Source organism: Algoriphagus sp. AK58, assembly GCF_014324365.1.
GTDB lineage: Bacteria > Bacteroidota > Bacteroidia > Cytophagales > Cyclobacteriaceae > Algoriphagus.
Genome location: NZ_QEIG01000008.1, coordinates 420672 through 443030 on the forward strand (window position 1 = coordinate 420672; position 22359 = coordinate 443030).

The 22359-nt window shown below is 46.2% G+C and carries 17 protein-coding genes; 11 read left to right on the forward strand and 6 right to left on the reverse strand.

Annotated features, from left to right (window positions below; translation table 11 throughout):
• Positions 1-95: 95 nt before the first annotated feature.
• The gene (locus tag DDT91_RS08655; protein ID WP_187175775.1) at positions 96-2228 is read right to left on the reverse strand and encodes a glycoside hydrolase family 97 protein; all 2133 of its coding nucleotides are present in this window, start codon (positions 2226-2228) and stop codon (positions 96-98) included.
• Positions 2229-2322: 94 nt separating this feature from the next.
• On the opposite strand from DDT91_RS08655, the gene DDT91_RS08660 reads away from it, so the two are divergent.
• The 6 genes from DDT91_RS08660 to DDT91_RS08685 all read left to right on the forward strand — a co-directional run bounded on the left by DDT91_RS08660 (position 2323) and on the right by DDT91_RS08685 (position 9925).
• Complete coding sequence (locus DDT91_RS08660) at positions 2323-3654, forward strand: hypothetical protein (RefSeq protein ID WP_255502058.1); 1332 nt, start codon at positions 2323-2325, stop codon at positions 3652-3654.
• Positions 3655-3701: 47 nt separating this feature from the next.
• Complete coding sequence (locus DDT91_RS08665; RefSeq protein WP_187175776.1) at positions 3702-5135, forward strand: PhoPQ-activated pathogenicity-related family protein; 1434 nt, start codon at positions 3702-3704, stop codon at positions 5133-5135.
• A 51-nt stretch (positions 5136-5186) separates the two neighbouring features.
• Entirely contained in the window at positions 5187-6368 is a 1182-nt protein-coding gene (locus DDT91_RS08670) for an acetylxylan esterase (RefSeq protein ID WP_187175777.1), read from the forward strand.
• A gap of 101 nt (positions 6369-6469) precedes the next feature.
• A complete protein-coding gene (locus tag DDT91_RS08675; protein WP_187175778.1) occupies positions 6470-7474 on the forward strand; it encodes an exo-alpha-sialidase in 1005 nt (334 codons plus the stop codon).
• A gap of 19 nt (positions 7475-7493) precedes the next feature.
• Positions 7494-8426: a dihydrodipicolinate synthase family protein gene (locus DDT91_RS08680; RefSeq protein ID WP_187175779.1), complete on the forward strand. Its 933-nt coding sequence runs from the start codon at positions 7494-7496 to the stop codon at positions 8424-8426.
• 35 nt (positions 8427-8461) lie between these two features.
• Positions 8462-9925 carry a sodium:solute symporter gene (locus DDT91_RS08685; RefSeq protein WP_187175780.1) on the forward strand — a complete coding sequence of 488 codons (1464 nt, stop codon included), beginning with the start codon at positions 8462-8464 and terminating at the stop codon, positions 9923-9925.
• Positions 9926-10041: 116 nt separating this feature from the next.
• Here DDT91_RS08685 and DDT91_RS08690 read toward each other — a convergent pair whose 3' ends face one another.
• Genes DDT91_RS08690 through tsaD form a run of 4 tightly spaced genes read right to left on the reverse strand, consistent with a single transcriptional unit; the run spans position 10042 to position 12801 of the window.
• Positions 10042-10551: an HNH endonuclease gene (locus DDT91_RS08690; RefSeq protein WP_187175781.1), complete on the reverse strand. Its 510-nt coding sequence runs from the start codon at positions 10549-10551 to the stop codon at positions 10042-10044.
• 4 nt (positions 10552-10555) lie between these two features.
• Positions 10556-11353, reverse strand: coding sequence for a hypothetical protein (locus DDT91_RS08695; protein ID WP_187175782.1), 798 nt, complete (start codon positions 11351-11353; stop codon positions 10556-10558).
• Positions 11316-11786 (reverse strand): SsrA-binding protein SmpB, encoded by a 471-nt coding sequence (gene smpB / locus DDT91_RS08700; protein WP_187175783.1) that lies wholly within the window; start codon positions 11784-11786, stop codon positions 11316-11318. The genes DDT91_RS08695 and smpB overlap by 38 nt, the downstream gene beginning before the upstream one ends.
• 1 nt (position 11787) lies before the next feature.
• Complete coding sequence (tsaD, locus tag DDT91_RS08705; RefSeq protein WP_187175784.1) at positions 11788-12801, reverse strand: tRNA (adenosine(37)-N6)-threonylcarbamoyltransferase complex transferase subunit TsaD; 1014 nt, start codon at positions 12799-12801, stop codon at positions 11788-11790.
• 29 nt (positions 12802-12830) lie between these two features.
• Here tsaD and DDT91_RS08710 point away from each other — a divergent pair, with 29 nt between their 5' ends.
• The 5 genes from DDT91_RS08710 (at position 12831) to DDT91_RS08730 (ending at position 21153) form a co-directional block, all read left to right on the forward strand.
• A complete protein-coding gene (locus DDT91_RS08710; protein ID WP_255502059.1) occupies positions 12831-17399 on the forward strand; it encodes a translocation/assembly module TamB domain-containing protein in 4569 nt (1522 codons plus the stop codon).
• A 45-nt stretch (positions 17400-17444) separates the two neighbouring features.
• Entirely contained in the window at positions 17445-18743 is a 1299-nt protein-coding gene (locus DDT91_RS08715; RefSeq protein WP_187175786.1) for a deoxyribodipyrimidine photo-lyase, read from the forward strand.
• The gene (locus DDT91_RS08720; protein WP_187175787.1) at positions 18740-19690 is read left to right on the forward strand and encodes a Smr/MutS family protein; all 951 of its coding nucleotides are present in this window, start codon (positions 18740-18742) and stop codon (positions 19688-19690) included. Before DDT91_RS08715 ends, DDT91_RS08720 begins: the two co-directional genes overlap by 4 nt.
• 3 nt (positions 19691-19693) lie before the next feature.
• On the forward strand, positions 19694-20527 hold the full coding sequence (locus tag DDT91_RS08725; RefSeq protein ID WP_187175788.1) for a hypothetical protein: 834 nt from the start codon (positions 19694-19696) through the stop codon (positions 20525-20527).
• A 71-nt stretch (positions 20528-20598) separates the two neighbouring features.
• The gene (locus tag DDT91_RS08730) at positions 20599-21153 is read left to right on the forward strand and encodes a hypothetical protein (RefSeq protein ID WP_187175789.1); all 555 of its coding nucleotides are present in this window, start codon (positions 20599-20601) and stop codon (positions 21151-21153) included.
• Between the two features lie 50 nt (positions 21154-21203).
• On the opposite strand, the gene DDT91_RS08735 is transcribed toward DDT91_RS08730, so the two are convergent.
• Positions 21204-22349 carry a cystathionine gamma-synthase gene (locus DDT91_RS08735; protein WP_187175790.1) on the reverse strand — a complete coding sequence of 382 codons (1146 nt, stop codon included), beginning with the start codon at positions 22347-22349 and terminating at the stop codon, positions 21204-21206.
• Positions 22350-22359 lie beyond the last annotated feature (10 nt).

Consider the following 22359-nt stretch of genomic DNA (forward strand, 5'->3'; position numbering starts at 1 on the left):
AAAAGTGATTTCCTGAATTTAACTATTCTGCCTGGAAAGTGAGGCATTCCTTTATCGATTTACTGCATAAAAAAAGGAGACCTTCGTCTCCTTTGTTACTTTAACTTTTTTATCCCCTTCAACTCCTCTTTGCTTACTTCTCGAATTCGGATGGCATACCCTCCACCAGGAGCGGAATATTGCTTCAAGACTGAATCAGAATTGACAGCCACTCTTCGGATTTCATAGGCCTGAGGATTGGTCTTATAGTGAGCACTCGCTTGGTCTGCATAGATCTCTGCAAGATAAGTTTTCCCCACCTCAAGGAAATCAAACTTCAGCTGACCGGTTCTACCTTCCATCCCATTGACATTGCCGACAAACCATTCTCCGGTTCCTTTTGCCTTCCTGGCGATGGTCAAATAGTAACCCGGTTCGGCCTCTGGGTAAAGGCTCTTTTCCCAGTCCAAAGCCACGTCTTTGATAAACTGAAATGCATCCGGGAAGCGGTCATAGTTCTCAGGAAAATCCGCTGCCATCTGAAGCGGAGAATACATCGTCACATAAAGTGCCAGCTGATTGGCCAAGGTGCTGTTGACGTGGCTCCCATTGAACACATCCATTTCAAATACTCCCGGAGTATAATCCATCGGGCCTCCAATCTGACGGGTAAAAGGCAGAATGGTCACGTGATTGGCCTTGTTGCCTCCAAATGCCTGGTATTCGGTGCCGCGTGCAGATTCATTGGCTATCAGGTTGGGCCAGGTACGAGCCAAACCGGTCGGGCGAACTGCCTCATGGGCATTGACCATGATTTGATACTCAGCCGCTTTTTCGACGGCGTATTGATAGTGATTGATGAGCCATTGGCTGTAGTGGTATTCGCCTCGGGGAAGCATGTCACCCACATAGCCGCTTTTCACTGCAGGGTAGCCATAATCTTTCATCAGCTGATAGGCTTTATCCATGTGACGCTCGTAGTTGCGGGCAGAGGAAGAGGTCTCGTGGTGCATGATCATCTGTACTCCCTTTTCTTTTGCATAAGCAGAAATCCCCTTCAGGTCAAAGTCTGGATAAGGAGTCACAAAGTCAAAGACGTAATCTTTTGAATTGCCAAACCAATCCTCCCAGCCCACATTCCAGCCCTCAACCAAGACTCCGTCAAAGCCATGCTTGGCAGCGAAGTCAATGTATTTTTTCACATTTTCGGTCGTTGCACCGTGTGTCCCGTTGGGTTTTGCCTTGGTGTAATCGGTCTCTCCGAGTTTGATCGCCTTGTAGTCGTTGGTATAGGACCATGAACTTTTTCCGGTAATCATTTCCCACCACACCCCCACGTATTTCATGGGTTTGACCCAGGATATATCTTCGATTTTGGAAGGTTCGTTGAGGTTGTACGTGATGCGGGAGGCCAGAATTTCTCCGGCATTTTTGCTGGCAATGATGGTTCTCCAAGGAGTTTGGGCAGGAGTGTACAGATAGCCTTTGTCCCCGATCGCATCCGGCGTGAGATGGGAAGTAAACACCATCCGCTGATCATCCAGCTCCAAGTGCATGGCAGGATAATCAATCAAAGCCGCCTCGTGCAGGTTGATGTAAAGTCCATCCGCGGATTTCATCATCAACGCGGTTTGTACGCCAGTATCTGAGAAAGGTGTCTGAGAAGCATTGGGCGTAATGGCAGACTTCATCAGGTCGCGAATTTCACTGAGTTTGGATTCAGTAAAATCATACTCTTGCGTATCGTAATCTCCCGGAATCCAAAAGGCCGTGTGATCTCCTGTCATGGCAAACTGTGTCTTTTCCTCCTTCACCACGAAATAGCCCATCTTTTCCTGCAAAGGAAATTCATAGCGAAAACCCAAACCTTCGTCAAAAGCCCGGAAACGGATGATCATCTTTCTGCCCGTTTTAGCTTGGGTAAGCTCGACCATAAGCTCGTTGTAGTGATTTCGGATTTGACTTTCCTCACCCCAAACTGGAGTCCAGGTTTCATCGAAATAGGAAGTTTCCGTCTTGGATATCTGAAAGCCGTCCAGCAAATCGATGTCGTCATTTTTTAAATCAAAGCCCAGTTTACTGGAAAGGACCACCGGGGTATTTTGCCAATCCATCCGATAGGTCGGCTCTCCTTCCCCCGTAAGGATAAATTCCATTTTCACCGATTTCCCGGGAGATTCCAATACCTGGGAACTGACTTCCCCAAAGACGAGAAGAAAAAACAGAAAAATGAGACTAATTCGCTTCATATATGTTAAACTAGGTTGAAAATAAAGGTCTTGCGACCTATGTGTTTGAACAGGTTTAAATTCTTAGATTTATTCAGTTTCAAATCTAAGATTAATGAGGACCTCTAAAAATTATTTTCTGCCTATCCTTTGGTTAAACCTCGCGATCAGTTTTTCCTTTTTCTCCTGCGGGCAAAAAGCATCCGTTGAATTCATGGAAGAACAAGACTTTGCCATTCCTAAATTCCGCTTAGTCCAGACCGACACTTTCCACTTCAACAACTTTGTGGACTGCAACATGGCTGAAGTGTGGGTGGGTGACACGTTACGGATTTTCCCCGGAAAGTACGGAGAGGACCCGGTTTGGGGCTTTGCAGAGGATCTGAAGTTTGCATCCGGAGCTAATGCAGACGAGGTTTTCAGCACTCCTGCAGAAAAGTATATCGCACCCAGGATGCCTAAAAATGCCCCAGTGGGCCAGCCCGGCCTTCATGGTGCTGTCTGGTTTGAAACCGTCTACCAAGACCAGACGGATTCCTCAGGCCGCACACTTTTTGCCATCTATCACAATGAAAACTATCCCGAAACGCTCCCTTTCAATCCACAAACCGGTGAAGGATATATTGATCAAAACTGGCCTCTAGGACTGACCGAGCGAATTACTCCTGCCGCAGTGCCGAGAATTGGGGTAATGAAATCGACTGACGGAGGCTGGAGCTGGGAAAACAAAGGGCTTTTCTTGGAGGACAAGCAGCCTCGGATGATACTTAAACCTCACAACATTTCGAAAACTTTTGCAGGTGGAGTAGGTGACCCAAGTGCCGTGGCAGTGGATGATTACCTGTATCTTTTCTATGGAGAATACGGCTACCCCGGCGAATACCATCCGGACAACTACTCTCCGGAAACAGAGGCCTCAGGACAGTGCATCAGCGTGGCCCGAATCAAAATCAGTGACCTAGACAATCCCCAAGGTAAAGCCAAGCGTTGGGATGGAAAGGGTTTCAATGCCGACTGGGACGGCATAGGAGCGCCTATTTCAACGCTTCAAATTCCCAAAGAAAAAGGCGGGGGACCCGCTTCCTCTCCTCAGGGAGGATTTCATTGGGGACCATCGGTCAGCTGGAACACCTACCTCGAATGCTGGGTCATGCTCATGGGACATGTGGAAGGCCAATCCTGGGTGGGAGACAAAATCTACATCTCTTTCAATCCTCACCGAAACTTGGGTGAAGGTGCAAATTCCCAATCCTGGACGACTCCACAGCTCCTGGTGCAAAAGCCCGGTCATGTGATTTGGTATCCCTCACTTCAGCCTCTCAACACCCCCGAGGATATCGCTGAGAAAAATACCAGTCTCAAACTGGGCAAAAAGGCAAGGCTATTTTTTAAGTATTCGAACCTGGGCAAATACATGTCGGAATACCTCGTGGAGTTTGAAAAATAAGCATGTTTTAAAACACACTCTTAACTTCTTAACCAAAACTTATCGCTATGAAAAAACAACCGTTTTTGAATTCTCACCTGGGGATTCTTTTAGCCTTTGGGCTACTTTTCACTTTTTCCTGTAAGAGCAAGACAGATCAAGCCCCGGCAGAAACCCGTTCTGCCACGATTCTAAAGGATTACGTTCAGGCTCCCGACAGCACCTTCCGTTACGAAATTGTGCACTCAGTACCGGGAGAGCAATACGATTACCATGTCCTTAAAATGTACACCCAGCATTGGCTAAGTCACGACATTGTGGATAAAACAGAATGGTGGCACTGGGTTTCGATGATCGTTCCAAAAGATGTTCCATTTCAAACAGGCATGCTTTGGATCAGTGGAGGAAACACCAACTCCAAACTTCCCGAAAGCCCCAATGACTTGATTCTCGCCGCCTCTACGCGCACCAATTCCGTCGTGGCTCAAATCCACAACGTGCCATTTCAGCCTATTACTTTTGCCAATGATACCTTCGGAGAGCGCTACGAGGACGAGATCATTTCCTATGGTTGGAGAAAATTCCTCGAAGGCGGAGCCAAAGATGAAGATGCCATCTGGCTCGCCAGACTGCCAATGACCAAATCGGCCAAATTAGCCATGGATGCGGTAACAGATGTAGTCAAAACCAAATACAACAAGGATCTGAATTCATTTGTAGTAGGAGGAGCTTCCAAGCGTGGCTGGACCACCTGGACCACTGCTGCCGTGGACGATCGCGTGATTGCTATTGTACCCGTGGTCATTGACCTGCTCAATCTGGTACCGTCTTTCCAGCATCACTGGAGGAATTACGGATTCTGGGCACCTGCCGTTGGCGACTACGTGCGTGAAGGGGTGATGAATTGGGTGGGTACACCTGAGTTTGACCGGATGATGGAGATCACCGAGCCGTATTCTTTCCGCAAAGATTACGACATGCCCAAATTGATCATCAATGCTGCCGGGGATGAGTTTTTCCAACCTGACAGCTGGAAGTTTTACTGGGACAGTCTACCAGGGGAAAAGCACGTAATGTATGTGCCCAATTCGGGTCATGATGTGGGAGATTCGGATGCCTTACCCAACCTGATTTCTTTTTATAAATCCATTTTGGATCAGGCCAAACGCCCTACCTATGACTGGAAAGTAGAAGGAGAACAAATCAAGGTCACCTTTGACCCAGCCCAAAAACCTGAATCCATCAAACTATGGTCGGCATTCAACCCGCTGGCCAGAGATTTCCGGATAGATGTATTCGGACCCAATTGGACTTCGGAGGATATTGCAGTGCCAGATTCAGGTGAACTGACCGTCAACATGACCACCCCAGAGTCTGGATATCGGGGATATTTTGTGGAATTGACCTACGGAGGAGATCACCCTTTGAAAGTGACTACGGGTATTGATGTCCTTCCTAGGACTTATCCGTTTGAGCCGTTTGTTCCTAAAAAATCAGAGTAAAAACTTCTTCAGGAGGCTATTTAAATGCCTCCTGAAATTTTCCACCCCACTATGAAAAGCTTAGCAGTTCTCCTTGCCTCAATCCTGATTCCACAGATTACCATGTCCCAAACTCAACCCAATTACGACGAAAGCAAAGTCCCTGCCCTCCACCTGCCAGATCCATTTGTCAGTGAAAAAGGAAAACTCATCAGCTCAGTAGAGGATTGGGAAAAGCTGAGAAGACCAGAGATTTTCAGCCTGTTTGAATCTGAAGTATATGGACAGCTTCCAACCGATTTTAATGCGATTTCATTCGAAGTGGTGAAGGAAAACCCAAATCCTTTCCCGGAATTAGCAGATTTGGAGGAAGTAACTATCACCGTCAGTCGAAACGAAAAAAACCACACGATGCGGATCAATTTTTTCCTTCCCAAATCCCAAAAAGGCCCTTTTCCCGTGATTCTCCTGATCAATTACCTTCCCAAATATCCTGATGGCAAACTGGTCGATGAGTCCTTTTGGCCTGTCCGGGAATTGATCCAAAGAGGGTTTGCCACAGCTTCCTTCCATGTAGAGACCGTTGCCCCAGATGATGCCAAGACCTACCAAAACGGAATCATTTCCACTCTTTATCCCGAGCAGATCGGCAAAGCAGATGGTTTGAAGGCATTTGGTGCATGGGGTTGGGCAGCTATGCGGGCAATGGATTACTTTGAGCAACATCCGAGGATCGATTCCAAAAAGTCCATCCTCGTTGGACACTCCAGAACCGGTAAAACTGCCCTTTGGACATCAGCCAACGATCCGCGATGGGCCATTACCTATGCCAATGAGTCAGGCTGCGGGGGTGCAGCACTTTCCAAGCGGAAATTTGGAGAAACCGTGGAAGCCATCAACAACCGCTTCCCACATTGGTTTGCCGACAACTTCCGCAAATACAACGGAAAAGAGGAATCCCTTTCGCTTGATCAACATCTCTTACCGGGATTGATTGCCCCAAGAGCAGTCTATTATTCCAGTGCAAAAGAAGATCAATGGGCTGATCCTAAAGGGGAATATTTGGGAATTCAGCTGGGAAGCCGGGTAGCAAGTGAGATCTACGGGAAAAAGGCTGTTTTCGAAAAAGAGTTTGAGGAGTTGGATGGGCCCGTTCACTTGGAATCTGTAGGCTACCATATCCGCGAAGGGGCGCACGACCTGACTTGGGAGGATTGGAGGATATTTTTGGAGTTTGTAGAAAAGAATCTTTGAAACTCTCCCGCTGACATACAGGTCACTGCCGGATAGTTTTTCCGAAAAGGGTGAAGATCTTATAGTTTTAAAGTAGTTAGAATCCACCTACCCGCTCAACCATGCACTATTTAGTAGTACTTTTTTTCCTCACCTCTTTTTGGGGTGAGGTTTTTTCTTCTGAAAAACCCAACGTTCAAATCCTTGCCTCCGGATTCATCTACCAATCTGCCCCATTTCCTTCCTGCCATGCCTCTACCTTGGTAGAAACTCCGGAGGGAATTCGTGCTGCCTGGTTTGGAGGCACCTACGAAAAACATCCGGATGTAAGCATTTATACCTCGTTACTTCAAAATGGACAATGGTCCACTCCCACTTTGGTCGCTGATGGTGTTGAAAATCAAACCTTCAGAAATCCCACCTGGAATCCCGTTCTCCACCAAAAAGAGGACGGCACTCTTGTTTTATTTTACAAAGAAGGGCCAAATCCAAGAGAATGGTGGGGACTGTATAAAACATCCGTGGATGGAGGTAAAACCTGGTCAAAGGAAATCCAGATTCCGCCGGGTTTTTTGGGTCCTGTCAAAAACAAAGCCGTGGTGCTATCCGATGACCGACTACTTCATCCCAGCAGTTTTGAAGTAAACGGCATATGGAACTCCCATGTAGAGTTTACGGACCAAGAGCTGCAAAACTGGGAAAAAGTAGCCATCCAAGGCCCATTCAGTGCCATCCAGCCTACTGTACTTTTTCATCCGGGAGGCAAACTTCAACTGCTTTTCCGCACCCGAGAAGGCGAAATCGCCACCTCGTGGTCAGAAGATGGCGGCAAATCCTGGAGCACCATGACTGGAACAGGAATAGTACACAACAATTCAGGAATAGATGCTGTAACTCTTAAAAACGGCTATCATCTTCTCCTTTGCAATCCTATATCCAAAGGAAGGAACAAGATTAGTCTTTTTGGCTCATCAGATGGTATTACCTGGGAAGAACTAGTGGTGCTGGAGCAAGCCGAGCAGGGAGAGTTTAGCTATCCGGCAATAATTCAAGCAAATGACGGGACTGTCCACCTCACTTACACCCACCACCGCACCAAAGTGAAATACGTTCACTTGCAACTTTAATCTCTATTCTCTCAAACCTATGAAGACCCCCGCAAGCTTTTACGGAATCATCCCTCCGATGATTACTCCTCTAAACCCGGATTACTCCTTGGATGTGGACCACACGATCGTTATGGTAAACCACCTCCTGGAAGGTGGAGTCCATGGTATTTTCATTTTGGGGACTACCGGAGAGTCGGCGAGCTTGAGCTCTGATGTGAAGAGTGACCTGATCCGACAAGTCTGCCGACAGGTCAATGGCAAGGTTCCGGTACTGGTAGGAATCACGGATTGTTCCTTTGTGGAAAGCCTTGACTTGGCTGCTATCGCAGCGGATTCAGGCGCGTCGGCTTTGGTGGCCGCTCCACCCTTTTACATGAATATCGGACAAGAGGAATTGATCGCCTATTACCGCAAACTGGCGGATTCGGTTTCCCTTCCGCTATTCCTTTACAACATGCCCTCTCATACCAAGATTTTCATCGATATAGCCACAGTAAAAACACTTTCTTCCCATCCCAACATCATAGGAATCAAAGACAGCAGTGGAGATTTGGAAAACTTCGAATCGCTTTGTTTTGCATTTCGGGATCATCAAGACTTCAGAATCTTTGTAGGACCAGAGGAAATCCTTACCCAAACTCTGGAAATGGGCGGGCACGGGGGAGTGACCGGGGGAGCGAACTTGTTTCCTGAATTGTATGTACAAGCTTATGCGGCTTTTCTTTCAGGGGAAAAAAACAGACTAAGAGAACTCCAAAACACTATCCTCTTTCTCAGCAAAAACCTCTACGAAAATCACACCTACAAATCCTGCTATCTCAAAGGACTCAAAGCAGCAATGGCCTTCGAGGGACTTTGCAAAGGAATTTTGGCTCCTCCCCTTTTTGCTTACAGTGAAGAAGAAAAGAAAGTCTTGCATGAAAAATACCTTCGTGTAAAAGAAAAAGTATCCTCAACAGTTACTCCTTAACTTCAACCCAAAGCAAAACCCGCCTTTTTTCCGAAATGCCGATTATCGACTTATCCATTTTCCTGGTGTACATGCTGGCCATTGTAGGATTTGGGATTTCTTTTTCTTTCCGAAAGCGGAGTGCCGCTGACTTTACTACCGGCGGGGGGCGGCTGCCATCCTGGGCGATTGGCATGTCCATCTTTGCCACGTTTGTAAGCAGCATCAGCTTTTTGGCTTTACCGGGTAATGCCTACGGCGGCAATTGGAACGGATTCGTATTCAGCCTCTCGATTCCCCTAGCTGCTTGGGTAGCAGTTTGCTTTTTTGTCCCGCTTTACCGCAAACTCCAAAGTGAATCGGCCTATTTCTACCTCGAACAGCGATTTGGAAGCTGGGCTAGGATCTACGCTTCGCTGTGCTACCTGCTTACCCAATTGGCCAGAATGGGAGCAATCATGTACCTCCTGGCCTTGCCGATGCATGCACTTTTGGGATGGAGCATTCCGATGATCATCATCATTACAGGGGTCAGCGTAGTAGTCTATTCCATGTTTGGAGGCATCGAAGCGGTAGTCTGGACCGATGCTGTACAGGGCATTATCCTGATTGGAGGGGCATTAGCCTGCTTGGGGGTGATCTTTTTAGGGATTCCAGGAGGGCCGAGCGAAGTCATCCGCATCGCTCAGGAGTCGGACAAATTCAGCTTGGGTAGTTTCAACCTGGATTTTACCACTTCCACTTTCTGGATGATTTTGGTCTACGGGCTGTTTATCAACCTGCAGAATTTCGGCATCGACCAAAGCTACGTGCAGCGCTACCTGGCCGCACGCACCGAGCAGGAAGCCCAAAAATCCACCTGGTTGGGGAGCTTGCTTTACCTGCCGGTTTCCTTTGTGTTTTTCTTTATCGGCACGGCTCTTTTTGCCTTTTATCAGGCGCAGCCCGAATTGCTCCCTGAAGGCACTTCCCCTGACAAGGTATTTCCCCATTTCATCGTCCATCAGCTTCCGGTCGGTATTACCGGTTTGTTGATCGCTTCCATTTTCGCAGCAGGTATGAGTACCGTGTCCACGAGTATCAATAGTTCAGCTACGGTCATCCTGTCCGATCATTTCAAAAAGTATATTCACCCCAATCCTTCCGAAAAGCTTTCCCTTCGGGTACTACGGTTTTCCTCCCTCGGGATGGGATTAGCAAGTATTTTGGTGGGTTTAGCCTTCAATGGGGTGACAAGTGCCCTGGATGCTTGGTGGGCACTTTCTTCGATTTTTAGCGGAGGAATTTTGGGATTATTCCTCTTGGGCTTGCTGTCCAAAACCCAAAAACCACAGGCCGTACTCGGAGTCATCTTGGGTGTTTTGGTCATCGCTTGGATGAGCTTGTCCAGCATCTTAGTCAAAAACGGCATGGACCCTTCTCTTGCCAATCCCCTTCACACCAATATGACGATTGTGATCGGCACCGCGGTGGTGTTTTTGGTGGGGTTTGGGTTAGGGAGATTGGTGAAGGGGAAGTAGGCTGGAAAAATGAGCTTTTTTGCACTTCACAGAATAACCACAAAGAGATCTGCGTCTCCTAGTATCCGATTTACTAGACACAAATCTGAAAACCCAATTCTGAAAACTCTCAATCCCTACCCAATCACCCTACTCTCCAAAAAAGGCAACCACTCCTCAGCCTGTCGCTCGGCGTACTCGGAAAGAAAATAGGATAGGGAGGGTTTGAAGGGTTCGCTTCGCAGGATCATGCCGGCTTGTTCGGGAGTCTTATCCCCTTTGCTGACATTGCAGCGGTTGCAGGCGGTGACCAGATTGGTCCAGGAGGTCTTTCCTCCTTTGGATCGGGGCAGCACGTGGTCGATGGTGAGGTGACGCTTACTGCCACAGTATTGGCATTCTCCTTTGTCCCTACGGAAAAGGTTGGCACGGTTGAGCAAGACGCCTTTGAAGGGAATGTTTTTGTATTGGGAAAGCCGGATAACGGCAGGATATTGGAAGCTTCGGGACACCGTGCGGATTTCGAGCAAATCATAGGTAGAGAGCACATTGGCTTTCTCCAAAAGTACCAAGACAATAGCCTTCTGAACCGGTACCACTGCCACCGGTGAATGATCTAAGTTCAACACCAATACCCTCTTTTCCATACGCTTAACTTACGATCGACCGCCAATCCAAAACGACCTGTTCACTGGAATTGTTTCTCAAAAAGTCCTCCCACTCATCCACATCGGAAATCTTCATCCGGTTGTCCATCCAAAGGATTTCTTCGGCCCCTAGGTAAAGCCCGTAGTTCGTTTTTTGGGTTGAAAGGTCTCTAAACACAACTAAATCCCCTGCTTGTACCTCCTCGGGTATCACGCTTTTCCCGGGAATTTTTCCCGAAATCCAGGAATATCCTCCAATAAAAAAGATCAGGGAAAAGGCATGGGCTTCATCCAACCCGAAAATACTTCGTCCCCCTGCCTGAAAGGGAGCATGAAGGTATCGGAGGCCGATTTCGGTAATCTCTTCTCTGGATGCTTTGGAAGCATGTGGCCGGAAGGTCCCTGCAAAACCGATATGGTCCTGCCAGTTGAAGAGTTCGAGTTCGGAAAAATGGAGCCGGCTACCCGGAAGCAGATAGAGATTGGCTCCCAAATACTCAATGGCAGCAATCGGGCTAGTGACAATCTGAAAGTCCTGATTGAGAAATTTCTGGTACTCTTCAGTCGTGATTTCCTTGATCAGCTTGGCCCAAACCCATCCTCCGATGCCAGTATCTTCATGGTAAATCCTGAACCATTGCCTATCAGAGGTCAGTCCGTTGATTTGGTAACATTCTCCGAAAAGCAATTGGGTAACTAGGGCAGAATCAAAAGTCGGCTGGTGATATACCGGGAGGATCGTTTGCCGACATATCCCGTACGCATCAATCAAAGGCCATTCGCTGGAGCTCCCTTTTTGCATCTTTTTCCTTTAGGTCCTGTCGTTTATCGTGAAGTTTTTTACCTCTTGCCAGGGCGATTTCCATTTTGGCTTTGCCGCGGTCATTGATAAATATACGAACCGGAATGATTGCAAGCCCCTTTTCCTGGGACTTAGTTTGGAGCTTTTCCAACTCTTTTTTGCTGAGCAGCAGTTTTCTATCCCTCACCGCTTCATGATTGTAGCTCGCAGCCATGCTGTAAGGTGCGATGTGCATCTGACGGACAAAAAGTTCATCATCCAAAAACATACAGTACGCTTCCGTCAAGGAAACCTTCCCCTCACGGATGGACTTGATCTCGGTGCCTTTGAGCATCAGACCGGCCACATAGGTATCAATGAATTCAAACTCGAAGCTTGCCTTCTTATTCTTGATGTTGACGACCTTTTCGAAGCGATTGGACTTAGTGGACATATCAGAATTTCATTTTGGCCAAAGGAGTCACGTCCATTCCGACGAATTCTCCCTTGAGGTACTTGTAGTGAGCAGCCATGGCGATCATAGCCGCGTTGTCAGTGCAGTATTCGAATTTGGGGATATAGAGGTTCCAGCCTTTTCGACGGGCCAGTTCAGAGAGTGTGGACCTCAAGCCAGAATTGGCAGAGACACCGCCTGCGATAGCAATTTCTTTGACTCCATACTGCTTCACAGCTTCTTTGAGCTTGATAAGCAGCATCTCGATCAGGGTATATTGGATGCTGGCGCAAAGGTCAGGCAGGTTTTCCTCGATAAACTTGGGATTTTCCTGAAGCTGGTCCCGAAGAAAGTAAAGCACGGCAGTTTTGATCCCTGAGAAGGAATAATTCAGTCCCGGCATTCGGGTGATGGGAAACTGGAAAGCTTTGGGGTTTCCCTCCTTGGCGTATTTATCCACCAAAGGTCCTCCCGGGTAAGGCAAACCTAGTAGCTTGGCTGTCTTGTCAAAAGCCTCTCCGACGGCATCATCCTGAGTCTCTCCGATCACCTCCATATCCAAGAAGTCTTTCACCAATACGAGCTGTGTATGGCCTCCACTGACGGTAAGGCAAATGAAGGGGAAGCTAGGCTTGGGATCTTCGATAAAATGGGCAAGCACGTGGGCCTGCATGTGGTTCACATCGATCAAAGGGACATTCAAGGCTCTGGCAAACGCCTTGGCAAAACTCACTCCCACCAGCAGTGAACCCATCAAGCCGGGACCACGGGTAAAAGCTACCGCAGAAAGTTGGTCCTTTGAAACACCGGAAGTGGAAATCGCCTCGTGGATGACGGGAATCAGATTTTCCTGATGGGCACGGGAAGCCAATTCGGGCACTACTCCCCCATATTTTTCATGTACTGATTGTGTGGCCACAATATTATTGAGTACTTTGCCATTTACTATCATGGAGGCGGAAGTCTCGTCACACGAGGACTCAATTGCTAGTATAGAAATATCGTTTGTACCCATTGGAAAAGAAGGCGAAAGTTACGGATTTTTTGCACAAAGCTTTCCGAGTGATTCTTTGGGTTGTCTTTTCTACCCTTCTTCTTCTGATTGGGTTGGCATTAGCTCTCCAGGTTACCGCAGTCCAAAACTGGGCTATCGACAAAGTCGCCGGCTATCTTAACACTCGTACTAGTTTTCGGACGGAGATTGGTTCCATCCGTATTTCTTGGTGGGATGCTCTTTCTGTTGAAAACATCAACATCTATGACCAAAAAGACAGCCTGATGATCGGGGCGGAGAAGGTCTATGCGGATTTTGCACTTCTCTCGTTGATCCCTCCAGGAGATCCGACAATAGATGCCATCCGACTGGAAAAGGCAAATGTCAACCTGATCACTCACCCGGGAGATTCACTGATCAATATCAACCGGTGGATTGAGGAGTTGTCGGATATTTTTGGGTCTGATCAACCAAGCACTTCAGAAACCCGGTTTTTCATCTCAGGCATTGAACTGCGTCAGTCTGAATTTTCCCTTTTAGACTTAAATGCACAGCCTATTACAGAAGGCTTGGACTATACGCGATTGGAGTTTAGGGAAATTACAGCCAATGCTGAAAAATTCAGCTTTAAAGGATCCACCTTAGGTCTCCACATCAAACTGTTGACTGGAGTGGAGGCCAATTCCGGCCTGAAAATCGAGGATCTAAAAACCAACCTGACCTACAGCCCAAAATTCCTGGAACTGGATCAGCTTAATCTTCGCTCAGAAAACAGCCATATCAAAAACTACCTCCGGATGGACCTGACCGGACCGGATGGTTTTTCGGATTTTCTGAATCAAGTCAAGATTACCGCAAGAATGGAAGAGACCAAGCTCCACTTGTCTGACTTAAAGCTTTTTGCCAATTCTCTTCCTGAAATCGAAGATGACATTTACCTCAGCGGTGAAGTCACAGGATACATTTCGGATATGAAATCCGATGAATTCCTTATCAGAATAGGTCAAAAAACGGCCCTGTTCGGCTCCTTTTTGATAGATGGACTTCCTGAAATCGAGAACACCTATTTCAATCTGTCACTAAAAAACTCCGTCATTTCGGCCAATGATCTCGCCCCCTACCTAAGCCCCGAGATCCAAAAACAAATCCGAAAATTCAACACTATCCGATTGGATGCGGATTTCGCAGGATTACTGAGCAGGTTTACTACCAATGGAGACTTCCGAACAGGCATTGGTAACGTCAGCGGTAGGGTCAATTATGATCTAGTCAATGATATTCCCACCCTAGTCTCACGGGTTAAAATCCAAAATCTGGATCTGGGCATTCTGACGGAAGACAAGGAGCTACTGCAAAAAGTTTCTTTGCAGGGAAATGTGAATGTAAAAGGCGCAACAATCGAAACTGCCTTGATCGATCTCAATGCTAACATCAGCGAACTTGGCATCAATCAGTATAACTTCACCAATATCCAGACCGATGCTACCTATGGCTTGAACCTGTTTCGTGGAAACCTGAAAGTAGATGACCCTAACCTGAAAACAACGGTAAGAGGATATGTCAATTTAAAGGAGTCGGTGGATTCTGTCCGACTGAGTGTGCAGTTGGATACCGCTTTTTTGGATCAGATCAACTTGATTGAAACCCCTTCCTTTTTAAGTGGCAACCTCAGTATTGACACCAAGGGAATTACCTTGGATAAAATCCAAGGAATAGCCCGATTTACGGACATCAAGGCTGGCTATGAAGACCGTTTTCTGGATGTGGGTGATTTCTTTTTCCAATCGCTATTTGCAGGAGGTACCCGCACCCTTTCACTCAACTCAGATTACCTGGTTGTGGCTGCATCCGGGCAATTCAATCTGGAACAGATGGGCAAGGATTTGAATATGCTCGGCCAACAATACTTAGCCATTCTTCTCAATGAAGAACAGCCCATTGCTGATTTGGACGAGTATTTTTCTGAGACTTACAATCTGGATCTAAATATCCGAATGCCTAACGTCAATCCATTGATCCAACTTTTTCAACCTGACCTTAAAATCTCGAAAAACAATATTCTGGAGGGGGCTTTTTACCAAACTCCCGAGAATACGGTATTCAATTTCTTCACCTCCATCGATACCATCAGCTTTCAGGGTAATACTGCTTTCGGTACCAATATTGACTTTAACACCTCTAAGATCATCAACAGTAAAGACATCCTAGCCTCATTTTACGTCTATTCCAAAGTGCAAAAAGTGGGAGAAGACCTCAATTTTAAAAATTTGGGTATGGAAGCCATTTGGGATCAGACCAATCTGGACCTGTTGATCAGCTTGGATCAGGATTCCACTCAGAGTAAGGCAAGAATCGAAGCAGAAACCAAGTTTTCCACATCAGGAACCACACTCAAGTTCAAACCTTCTCTGCTAAGGGTCCTCAATAGAGATTGGCAATTTGACCCGGAAAACTCCGTGACACTTTCACAAGGAGAGGTGATGATCAATAAACTCTTTGTATCCAATGAAAACCAATCCTTAGGACTAGACGGTAAGATTAGTCAAAATCCTGACCAAAGCCTGGACTTGACTATACAGCAGGTGGGAGTGGACTTATTGAACACCGTCACACCGTACAAATTCGAAGGACTGGCCGATGGCTCCTTCAAGATCAGCAGTCTTCTGGACCAGGCAAAAGTTGATGGCCGCTTATTTATTGAAGATCTGGAGATCAACGATTTCCCGATCGGGGAAATCAATGCCGAAACCACCCTGGATCAACAAGATCTGGTCCTGAAGATCGAGAATTACCTCAATGGACAAAAGAAAATCGACATTGACGGTGTGGTGGGTATGGAATATCAAAATCTTGATTTGGATGCCCAAATGACCCAAGCCAATCTGGTCATTTTCGAGCCTTTCCTTTCCAAATACATTTCCAACTTAGGCGGCACGGTGAGCGGCAACCTTCAGATGAGGGGTACAATAGGAGTACCGGAAGTATTGGGAACCGGAAGGGTAGAGCAAGGAAAAGTACGGATCAACTATCTCAACACTTCCTATCAAATCGATGGAAGTATTCTTTTTAGACCGACTCAAATCAGTTTTCAGGATATGATCTTCCGGGATGTGAATGGAAACAGAGCCACCTTTACAGGGGGATTGAATCACAGAGGATTTGATAACATATTTTTGGACATCAGCTCCAGACTGACCAATTTTCAAGTCATGAATACCAGCGCAAGGGACAATGAAGTCTTCTACGGGACTGCCTTTGCCACAGGTACCTTGACAGTAAAAGGAAGTACGAGCAACTTGGATGTGACCGCAAGGGCTACCACACAGCCCAACACCCGAATTTTCATCCCGCTGACCAGCTCTAATGAACAATACCAGGAGGATTTTATCCAGATTATCAATGTTCAGGATACGGTTAGAATTCGGGCTTTGGCCGAAGAGGTCAACAGGCTTGAAATTGAAAACATCCGGATGAATTTCATCATGGACATCACACCGGATGCTTTTGCCGAGATTATCATCGATCCCAAAACGGAAGAAAGTATTCAAGGCCGAGGACGTGGGGTGCTCAATATGAACATCGATACGCAAGGTAATTTTTCACTTACCGGCAACTATGAAATCGTGGAAGGCAAATACAATTTCTCCCTTTACAATGTAGTCAAGAGAGAGTTTACCGTACAACCGGGAGGAAGGATTACCTGGTTTGGGGATCCTTACACAGGAATCATGAACCTAAAGGCTGTTTATGAGGAAAGCGTATCCCTCCAACCCTTACTTTCCTCTTCGGCCGCTGCTGAAAACAGTCAAATGCGAAGAAGGTACCCGCTCAAGGTACTGATGGATCTTCAGGGGGAACTCCTTTCCCCTACCTTTAACTTCAGCTTTGATTTTTCTGAATTCCCTTCCAGCGGAGATGTGCAGACGACTATTTCAGCCTTTCAAAGCCGAGTCGCAGCCGATGAACAGGAAATGAACCGACAGGTGTTTTCGGTGATCATGACGCGTAATTTTTCTCCTGAAGGTCAGTTTTCGGGTGTTTCTACCCTTTCTTCCAGCCTTGGAAATCTTCTCTCCTCTCAGTTAAACAGTTTTATCGGCCAAGTAGACAAAAACTTGGAAGTCAATATAGACCTTGCCACTCTGGATCAAAATGCGCTTGAAAACTTCCAGCTCAGCGTAGCTTATACTTTTTTGGATGGCCGACTGAGGGTGTCCCGTGACGGAGGATTTACCGACAATCAGGGCAACGCGAGCGCGGCCTCCGTCATCGGCGACTGGCAAGCGGAATATATGCTTACCGAAGATGGCGTGTACAGATTAAGGATATTCAACAGAAATAACTTCAACACCTTTACTTCCCTGTCCCTCACTCAGAATGTAATTTCCTACGGGGCTTCTATGACTCAAAATGTCTCCTTTAATTCATTTTCAGAGTTATTTAAAAAGATTACCGGCAAAAAAAATGAAACGCTTACCATCCAGGATTCTGATGATTTTTTAAGAAATGAATACAACGATAAAGAAAACTGGACCCCAATCAACCTTGAAAATCTTCCTGAAAGGAAGGAGGAAAATCAGCTGATCCGAATCGAAAAAGTACCTCCCAAGGAAGATTAATAAAACAATTTCTTCTTTCCAGTATTTGTTCTGAAAAACAACACCATGAAAAAGATCACCCTATTTTGGTTTCGAAGAGATCTCAGAACAGACGATAATACCGCTCTCTTTTATGCTTTACAGCAGGAAACGGCCGTACTTCCACTTTTTATTTTTGATCGAAATATCCTCGATATTCTCGAGGACAGAACCGACGCACGAGTTCACTTTATCCACCAAAAAATCACTGAACTGAAAGCCTTTTTTGAACAAAAAGGAAGCTCGATGCTGATCAAATACGGCATACCTGAGGAGGTCTATAAAGATCTCATGAACGAATTTGACATCCAGGCAGTGTACACCAATCGGGACTATGAGCCCTATGCAAAAACAAGGGATGGACAGATCGAAGCGATGCTAAAAGCCAAAAACATCCCCCTTCTCAGTTTCAAGGATCAGGTGATTTTCGAACCTGGAGAAATCCTCAATGGCTCGGGAGAGTTTTACAAAGTATTTACCCCCTTCAGTAAAAACTGGCTGGAAAAATTCAAGCAGACCAAAACTCAGCCCCTTTCCGAACCAAATTGGAAAAATCTGGCGAACACTCATTCCCTGCCCGATATCACTTTAAAAGAAATGGGCTTCGAGCCCTCCTCCATCGAAATCCCATCATCCATCGCCGATCAGGATATCATCCGACACTATGATGAAACCCGAAACTTCCCTGCACAAAAAGGCACAACCCGACTGGGAATCCATCTGAGATTCGGCACCATTTCGGTCAGAAAACTTGCTCTGATCGCCTCCCGACTCAACGATACCTACCTGAACGAGCTGATATGGAGAGAGTTTTACATGATGATCCTTGCCTATAATCCACAGGTAGTCAATAAAGCATTCAAGCCTGCCTACGATCAGATCCCTTGGAGAAATAATGAACAGGAGTTTAAAGCTTGGTGCGAAGGCAAAACAGGGTACCCTATCGTGGATGCCGGCATGCGAGAGCTAAATGCCACCGGATATATGCACAATAGGGTGAGAATGATCGTGGCCTCCTTCCTGACCAAGCATCTACTTATTGACTGGAGATGGGGGGAAGCCTATTTTGCCAAAAAGTTGTTGGATTTTGAGTTGGCCTCCAACAACGGTGGCTGGCAATGGGCAGCAGGTACAGGTACCGATGCTCAGCCTTATTTCCGTGTATTCAATCCCGACTCCCAAACCGAGAAATTTGACAAAGACCTCCGATACATCAAAAAGTGGATTCCTGAATTGGGAACCAATTCTTACCCAAAGCCGATTGTAGATCATAAATTTGCCCGGACAAGAGCAATAGACACTTACAAAAAAGCATTGGAGCAATGAACATTGGAGACAGAGTAAGATTACTGCATGGAAAAGAAGAAGGAATCGTACGAAAAGTATCTTCCGGCGGGAGGATCGAAGTAGAAATCGAAGACGGCTTCATTATTCCCGCGATCAAATCGGAGGTGGTCATCATTGCCGAAGCAGAAAAGAGCTACTTTGGCGAAACTCCGGCATCCACCAAAGAATCTGAATCCCCACTTCCCATTTCTGCTCCAAAAGATCAGGGACTTTATCTGGCTTTCCTCCCGATCAACGATCAGAATCTGAGTCTTTACCTGATCAATGACAGCCACCAGCCCTACTTGGTACACGCATCAGAAGTGTTTGGGGGAAACCACCGGACTCTTTTCGCAGGAACACTGAATGGCGGTGAGCACCGGAAATTTGACGATCGATTAATCAAGGAAATGGACGAGTGGCCTGGATTTTTGCTTCGGTTTATCCCCATTCAGAATAAGCTGGAAAAGGCAATTCCTGCCTTTGAGCGACAGCTGAAGATGAAGCCGACACAGTTTTTCAAGCACCTGAGCAAAGCTCCAATCCTTGGAAAAAATGTGTATCTCTTTGCCATGGAGCGGAACACCAAGGACCTGGATATCCGCAGTCTAAATGCCGAACTCAGCCAAATCCAACCCACTCCAGAACTGCCCAAACCACAAAAACCCTCTAGGTCTGTGGATTTACACATCGAAGCCCTCCATTCTCAGCCCGATACCTTGAGCAATTCTGAAAAGATGAGAATCCAACTGGAAGCTTTTGAGAAAAACCTCAATCAGGCGATTCTATCGGGAATGGACGAAATCACTTTTATCCACGGATTGGGAAATGGAGTTTTGAGAAAAGAAATCCACAAGCGTTTGAGCCAATTGGGAAATATTAAGTACTTTCAAGACACCCAGAAAGACCAGTGGGGATACGGTGCCACACTGGTGAGAATTTCCTAAGCTATGCAGGTCAAGACTTCCCCTGTTTTCCAGATTTTCCTACAACAGCATCAGGAGGCGAAAACTCTTTTTTTGGATTTGGGAAAAGAAATCAAATCCAAAAAGGCAATTCAACTGCTGAGCCATATGGAGTTTTTGGAGCTCTATTCCGATCTGCTTTCCAAAATCCATTTTGAAGATAAAAACTTTGGTCAATCACTTTTCTCCCCACTCAAAAAGCTCAAAAAGTCTCTTAAAAAAATACAGCACCTCAAACTGGTAGAAAAAACGATCAAGCAGCGGGAGGAATCCACAGGACTGAAATTTGAAAGCTTCAAGGCCTATCTCGGAGCCCAAAAACGCATCATGCAAAAGGAAGCATTTGATCTGGTGGTGGGGAGTTCGCTCAAAAACTGGGATGATTTCCTGGACCGCGCTCATCAAGCCAGTAAAGGAATCAAGCCTCTGACGATCAGTACAGCTATCCATCAGCTGGTACAAGAGGAATTAGAACTGGCGACCAATGACGTCAAAAGCCCCATGAGTACGCAAAGCTTTAGAGATCTTTTTGAAAGCTTCCGAAAGGTGATCATGCTGGAAAACATCCTGTTGCACCTGGGATTCAACTCCATTTTTATCCCACAAATCCACCAAGAACTCCAAACTGTCAAAAACGGGCTTAAACCTTGGTACGCCAATCACCTGACTTTTCAGACCATGACCCATTTTCTTTCTGAAAAAGAAGATGTTTCCAAAAAGTACCTCGACTGGGCAAAAGAGCTGAAAGAGGAAAAGAAAAACCTTTCTACCGAAATCGAAAAGCAGGCTTTCGAATTAGTCCGAAAGGTGATTTCCTGATTTTCTTTAAGAAAATTCAAAAACTAAATATTTTTTATTCCGTGTACATTGGGTAACCATTTCTGTACACCATGAATACCCGCCTAATTTTCATTTTCGGCTTAGTTCTACTTTCTTTTACAATGGGGTGCCAGTCGGAGGAAGACCCCCTGCCAAAAGGAGACTTTATCTCTTTCAGGTCAGAAGGCAAAACCTATCTTTTTCGAGAAGTTGAAAACACCTCATGGAATAAATATTTCAGAGGAGAAAGACAAGATCAAATCGGTATTGCGCTACAAAATCAGGATCAGTCCTTATTGGCTGGGATTAACATCATTGATTCGTTTATCTGGCGGGAAGGACTTCCGATGGAAGTATCCGGGCCGATCACTATTCCCATGACCCCGATAGGTGATTTTCAGCTGAAGGACCTGAAAAACCAAACCCCTGTCGACTTTGGACCGGAGGATGATGTGAATTTTGTTGGCACTACTACTTCAGATCAATTCAACTATATTCTTGAAAAATACGAAAACGAGATTTTAGAAGGCAGCTTTTCAGGTACTCTTTACACCCGAACGGGTAGAAGTATGAAAATCGAAGCCGGGAAATTCCGGGTTAGCATTCCGATGGTGATCAATGAATAGCCAGAAAAATTCGAACATAAGAAAGCCCTCCATTTCAGAGGGCTTTGCTTTTATATTTTTGCCAGTGCCTGAGCGATGTCGTTTTTGAGGTCTTCGGCATCTTCTACCCCGACACTCAGTCGGATCAAAGAATCTACCAAACCTACTTTTTCACGTTCCACTTTTGGAATGGAAGCATGAGTCATGGTGGCCGGGTGTCCACAAAGGGATTCCACTCCTCCAAGGGATTCAGCCAGAGAAAACAGGTGCAGGTTTTCCATCACGGTCTTCGCATCTTCCAATTTATTCCCTACCAAGGTAAAGGAAATCATTCCTCCGAAGTCACGCATTTGACTTTTGGCAACCTCGTGATTAGGGTGATCTTCGAAGCCAGGCCAATATACTTTATCCACTTTAGGGTGATTTTTCAGGTAAGCAGCGATTGTCTTCCCGTTTTGGCAGTGTCGCTCCATTCTCAAATGGAGAGTCTTAATCCCTCTGAGTACCAAAAAACAGTCCTGAGGTCCTGGAGTAGCTCCACAGGCATTTTGTAAAAAAACAAGTCTAGAAGCCAATTCATCGTCATTGACTACCAAGGCACCCATGACTACATCGGAGTGGCCTCCTAGGTATTTGGTTACCGAATGCATGACGATATCCGCACCAAAATCCAAGGGATTCTGAAGAAAAGGAGAGGCAAATGTATTATCCACAGCCAACAGAAGCCCGTGCTTTTTGGCAAAAGACGCCATGGCCTTTAAGTCGATGATATTCATCATCGGATTGGTTGGAGTCTCTACCCACACCATTTTGGTATGCTCGTTGACATAGGACGACAGCTTTTCCGGCTCGTTCATAGGAACGAAATGGAACTTGATGCCGTATCGCTCAAAGACTTTGGTAAACAAGCGATAAGTTCCACCATACAAATCATTGGTAGATATGATCTCATCTCCTGGATTAAATAATTTGACTACTGCATCGATGGCTCCCAAGCCTGAAGAAAAACAGACGCCATGCTTCCCGTTTTCAAGGGCCGCAATGCTGTTTTGCAAAGCAGTTCGGGTAGGGTTATGCGTTCTGCTGTATTCATATCCGAGGTGATCACCCGGAGACTTTTGCACATACGTGGAAGTCTGGAATATCGGAGTCATGATAGCACCTGTAGATGGGTCTGGACTTACTCCTGCATGTATGGCTTTGGTACCAAATTTCATAAATCAATGG

Bases quoted from the DNA above. Each gene is read 5' to 3' on its own strand.
- DDT91_RS08655 (WP_187175775.1), bottom strand. From the start codon at position 2,228: ATGAAGCGAATTAGTCTCATTTTTCTGTTTTTTCTTCTCGTCTTTGGG.
- DDT91_RS08660 (WP_255502058.1), top strand. From the start codon at position 2,323: ATGAGGACCTCTAAAAATTATTTTCTGCCTATCCTTTGGTTAAACCTC.
- DDT91_RS08665 (WP_187175776.1), top strand. From the start codon at position 3,702: ATGAAAAAACAACCGTTTTTGAATTCTCACCTGGGGATTCTTTTAGCC.
- DDT91_RS08670 (WP_187175777.1), top strand. From the start codon at position 5,187: ATGAAAAGCTTAGCAGTTCTCCTTGCCTCAATCCTGATTCCACAGATT.
- DDT91_RS08675 (WP_187175778.1), top strand. From the start codon at position 6,470: ATGCACTATTTAGTAGTACTTTTTTTCCTCACCTCTTTTTGGGGTGAG.
- DDT91_RS08680 (WP_187175779.1), top strand. From the start codon at position 7,494: ATGAAGACCCCCGCAAGCTTTTACGGAATCATCCCTCCGATGATTACT.
- DDT91_RS08685 (WP_187175780.1), top strand. From the start codon at position 8,462: ATGCCGATTATCGACTTATCCATTTTCCTGGTGTACATGCTGGCCATT.
- DDT91_RS08690 (WP_187175781.1), bottom strand. From the start codon at position 10,551: ATGGAAAAGAGGGTATTGGTGTTGAACTTAGATCATTCACCGGTGGCA.
- DDT91_RS08695 (WP_187175782.1), bottom strand. From the start codon at position 11,353: ATGCAAAAAGGGAGCTCCAGCGAATGGCCTTTGATTGATGCGTACGGG.
- smpB (WP_187175783.1), bottom strand. From the start codon at position 11,786: ATGTCCACTAAGTCCAATCGCTTCGAAAAGGTCGTCAACATCAAGAAT.
- tsaD (WP_187175784.1), bottom strand. From the start codon at position 12,801: ATGGGTACAAACGATATTTCTATACTAGCAATTGAGTCCTCGTGTGAC.
- DDT91_RS08715 (WP_187175786.1), top strand. From the start codon at position 17,445: ATGAAAAAGATCACCCTATTTTGGTTTCGAAGAGATCTCAGAACAGAC.
- DDT91_RS08720 (WP_187175787.1), top strand. From the start codon at position 18,740: ATGAACATTGGAGACAGAGTAAGATTACTGCATGGAAAAGAAGAAGGA.
- DDT91_RS08725 (WP_187175788.1), top strand. From the start codon at position 19,694: ATGCAGGTCAAGACTTCCCCTGTTTTCCAGATTTTCCTACAACAGCAT.
- DDT91_RS08730 (WP_187175789.1), top strand. From the start codon at position 20,599: ATGAATACCCGCCTAATTTTCATTTTCGGCTTAGTTCTACTTTCTTTT.
- DDT91_RS08735 (WP_187175790.1), bottom strand. From the start codon at position 22,349: ATGAAATTTGGTACCAAAGCCATACATGCAGGAGTAAGTCCAGACCCA.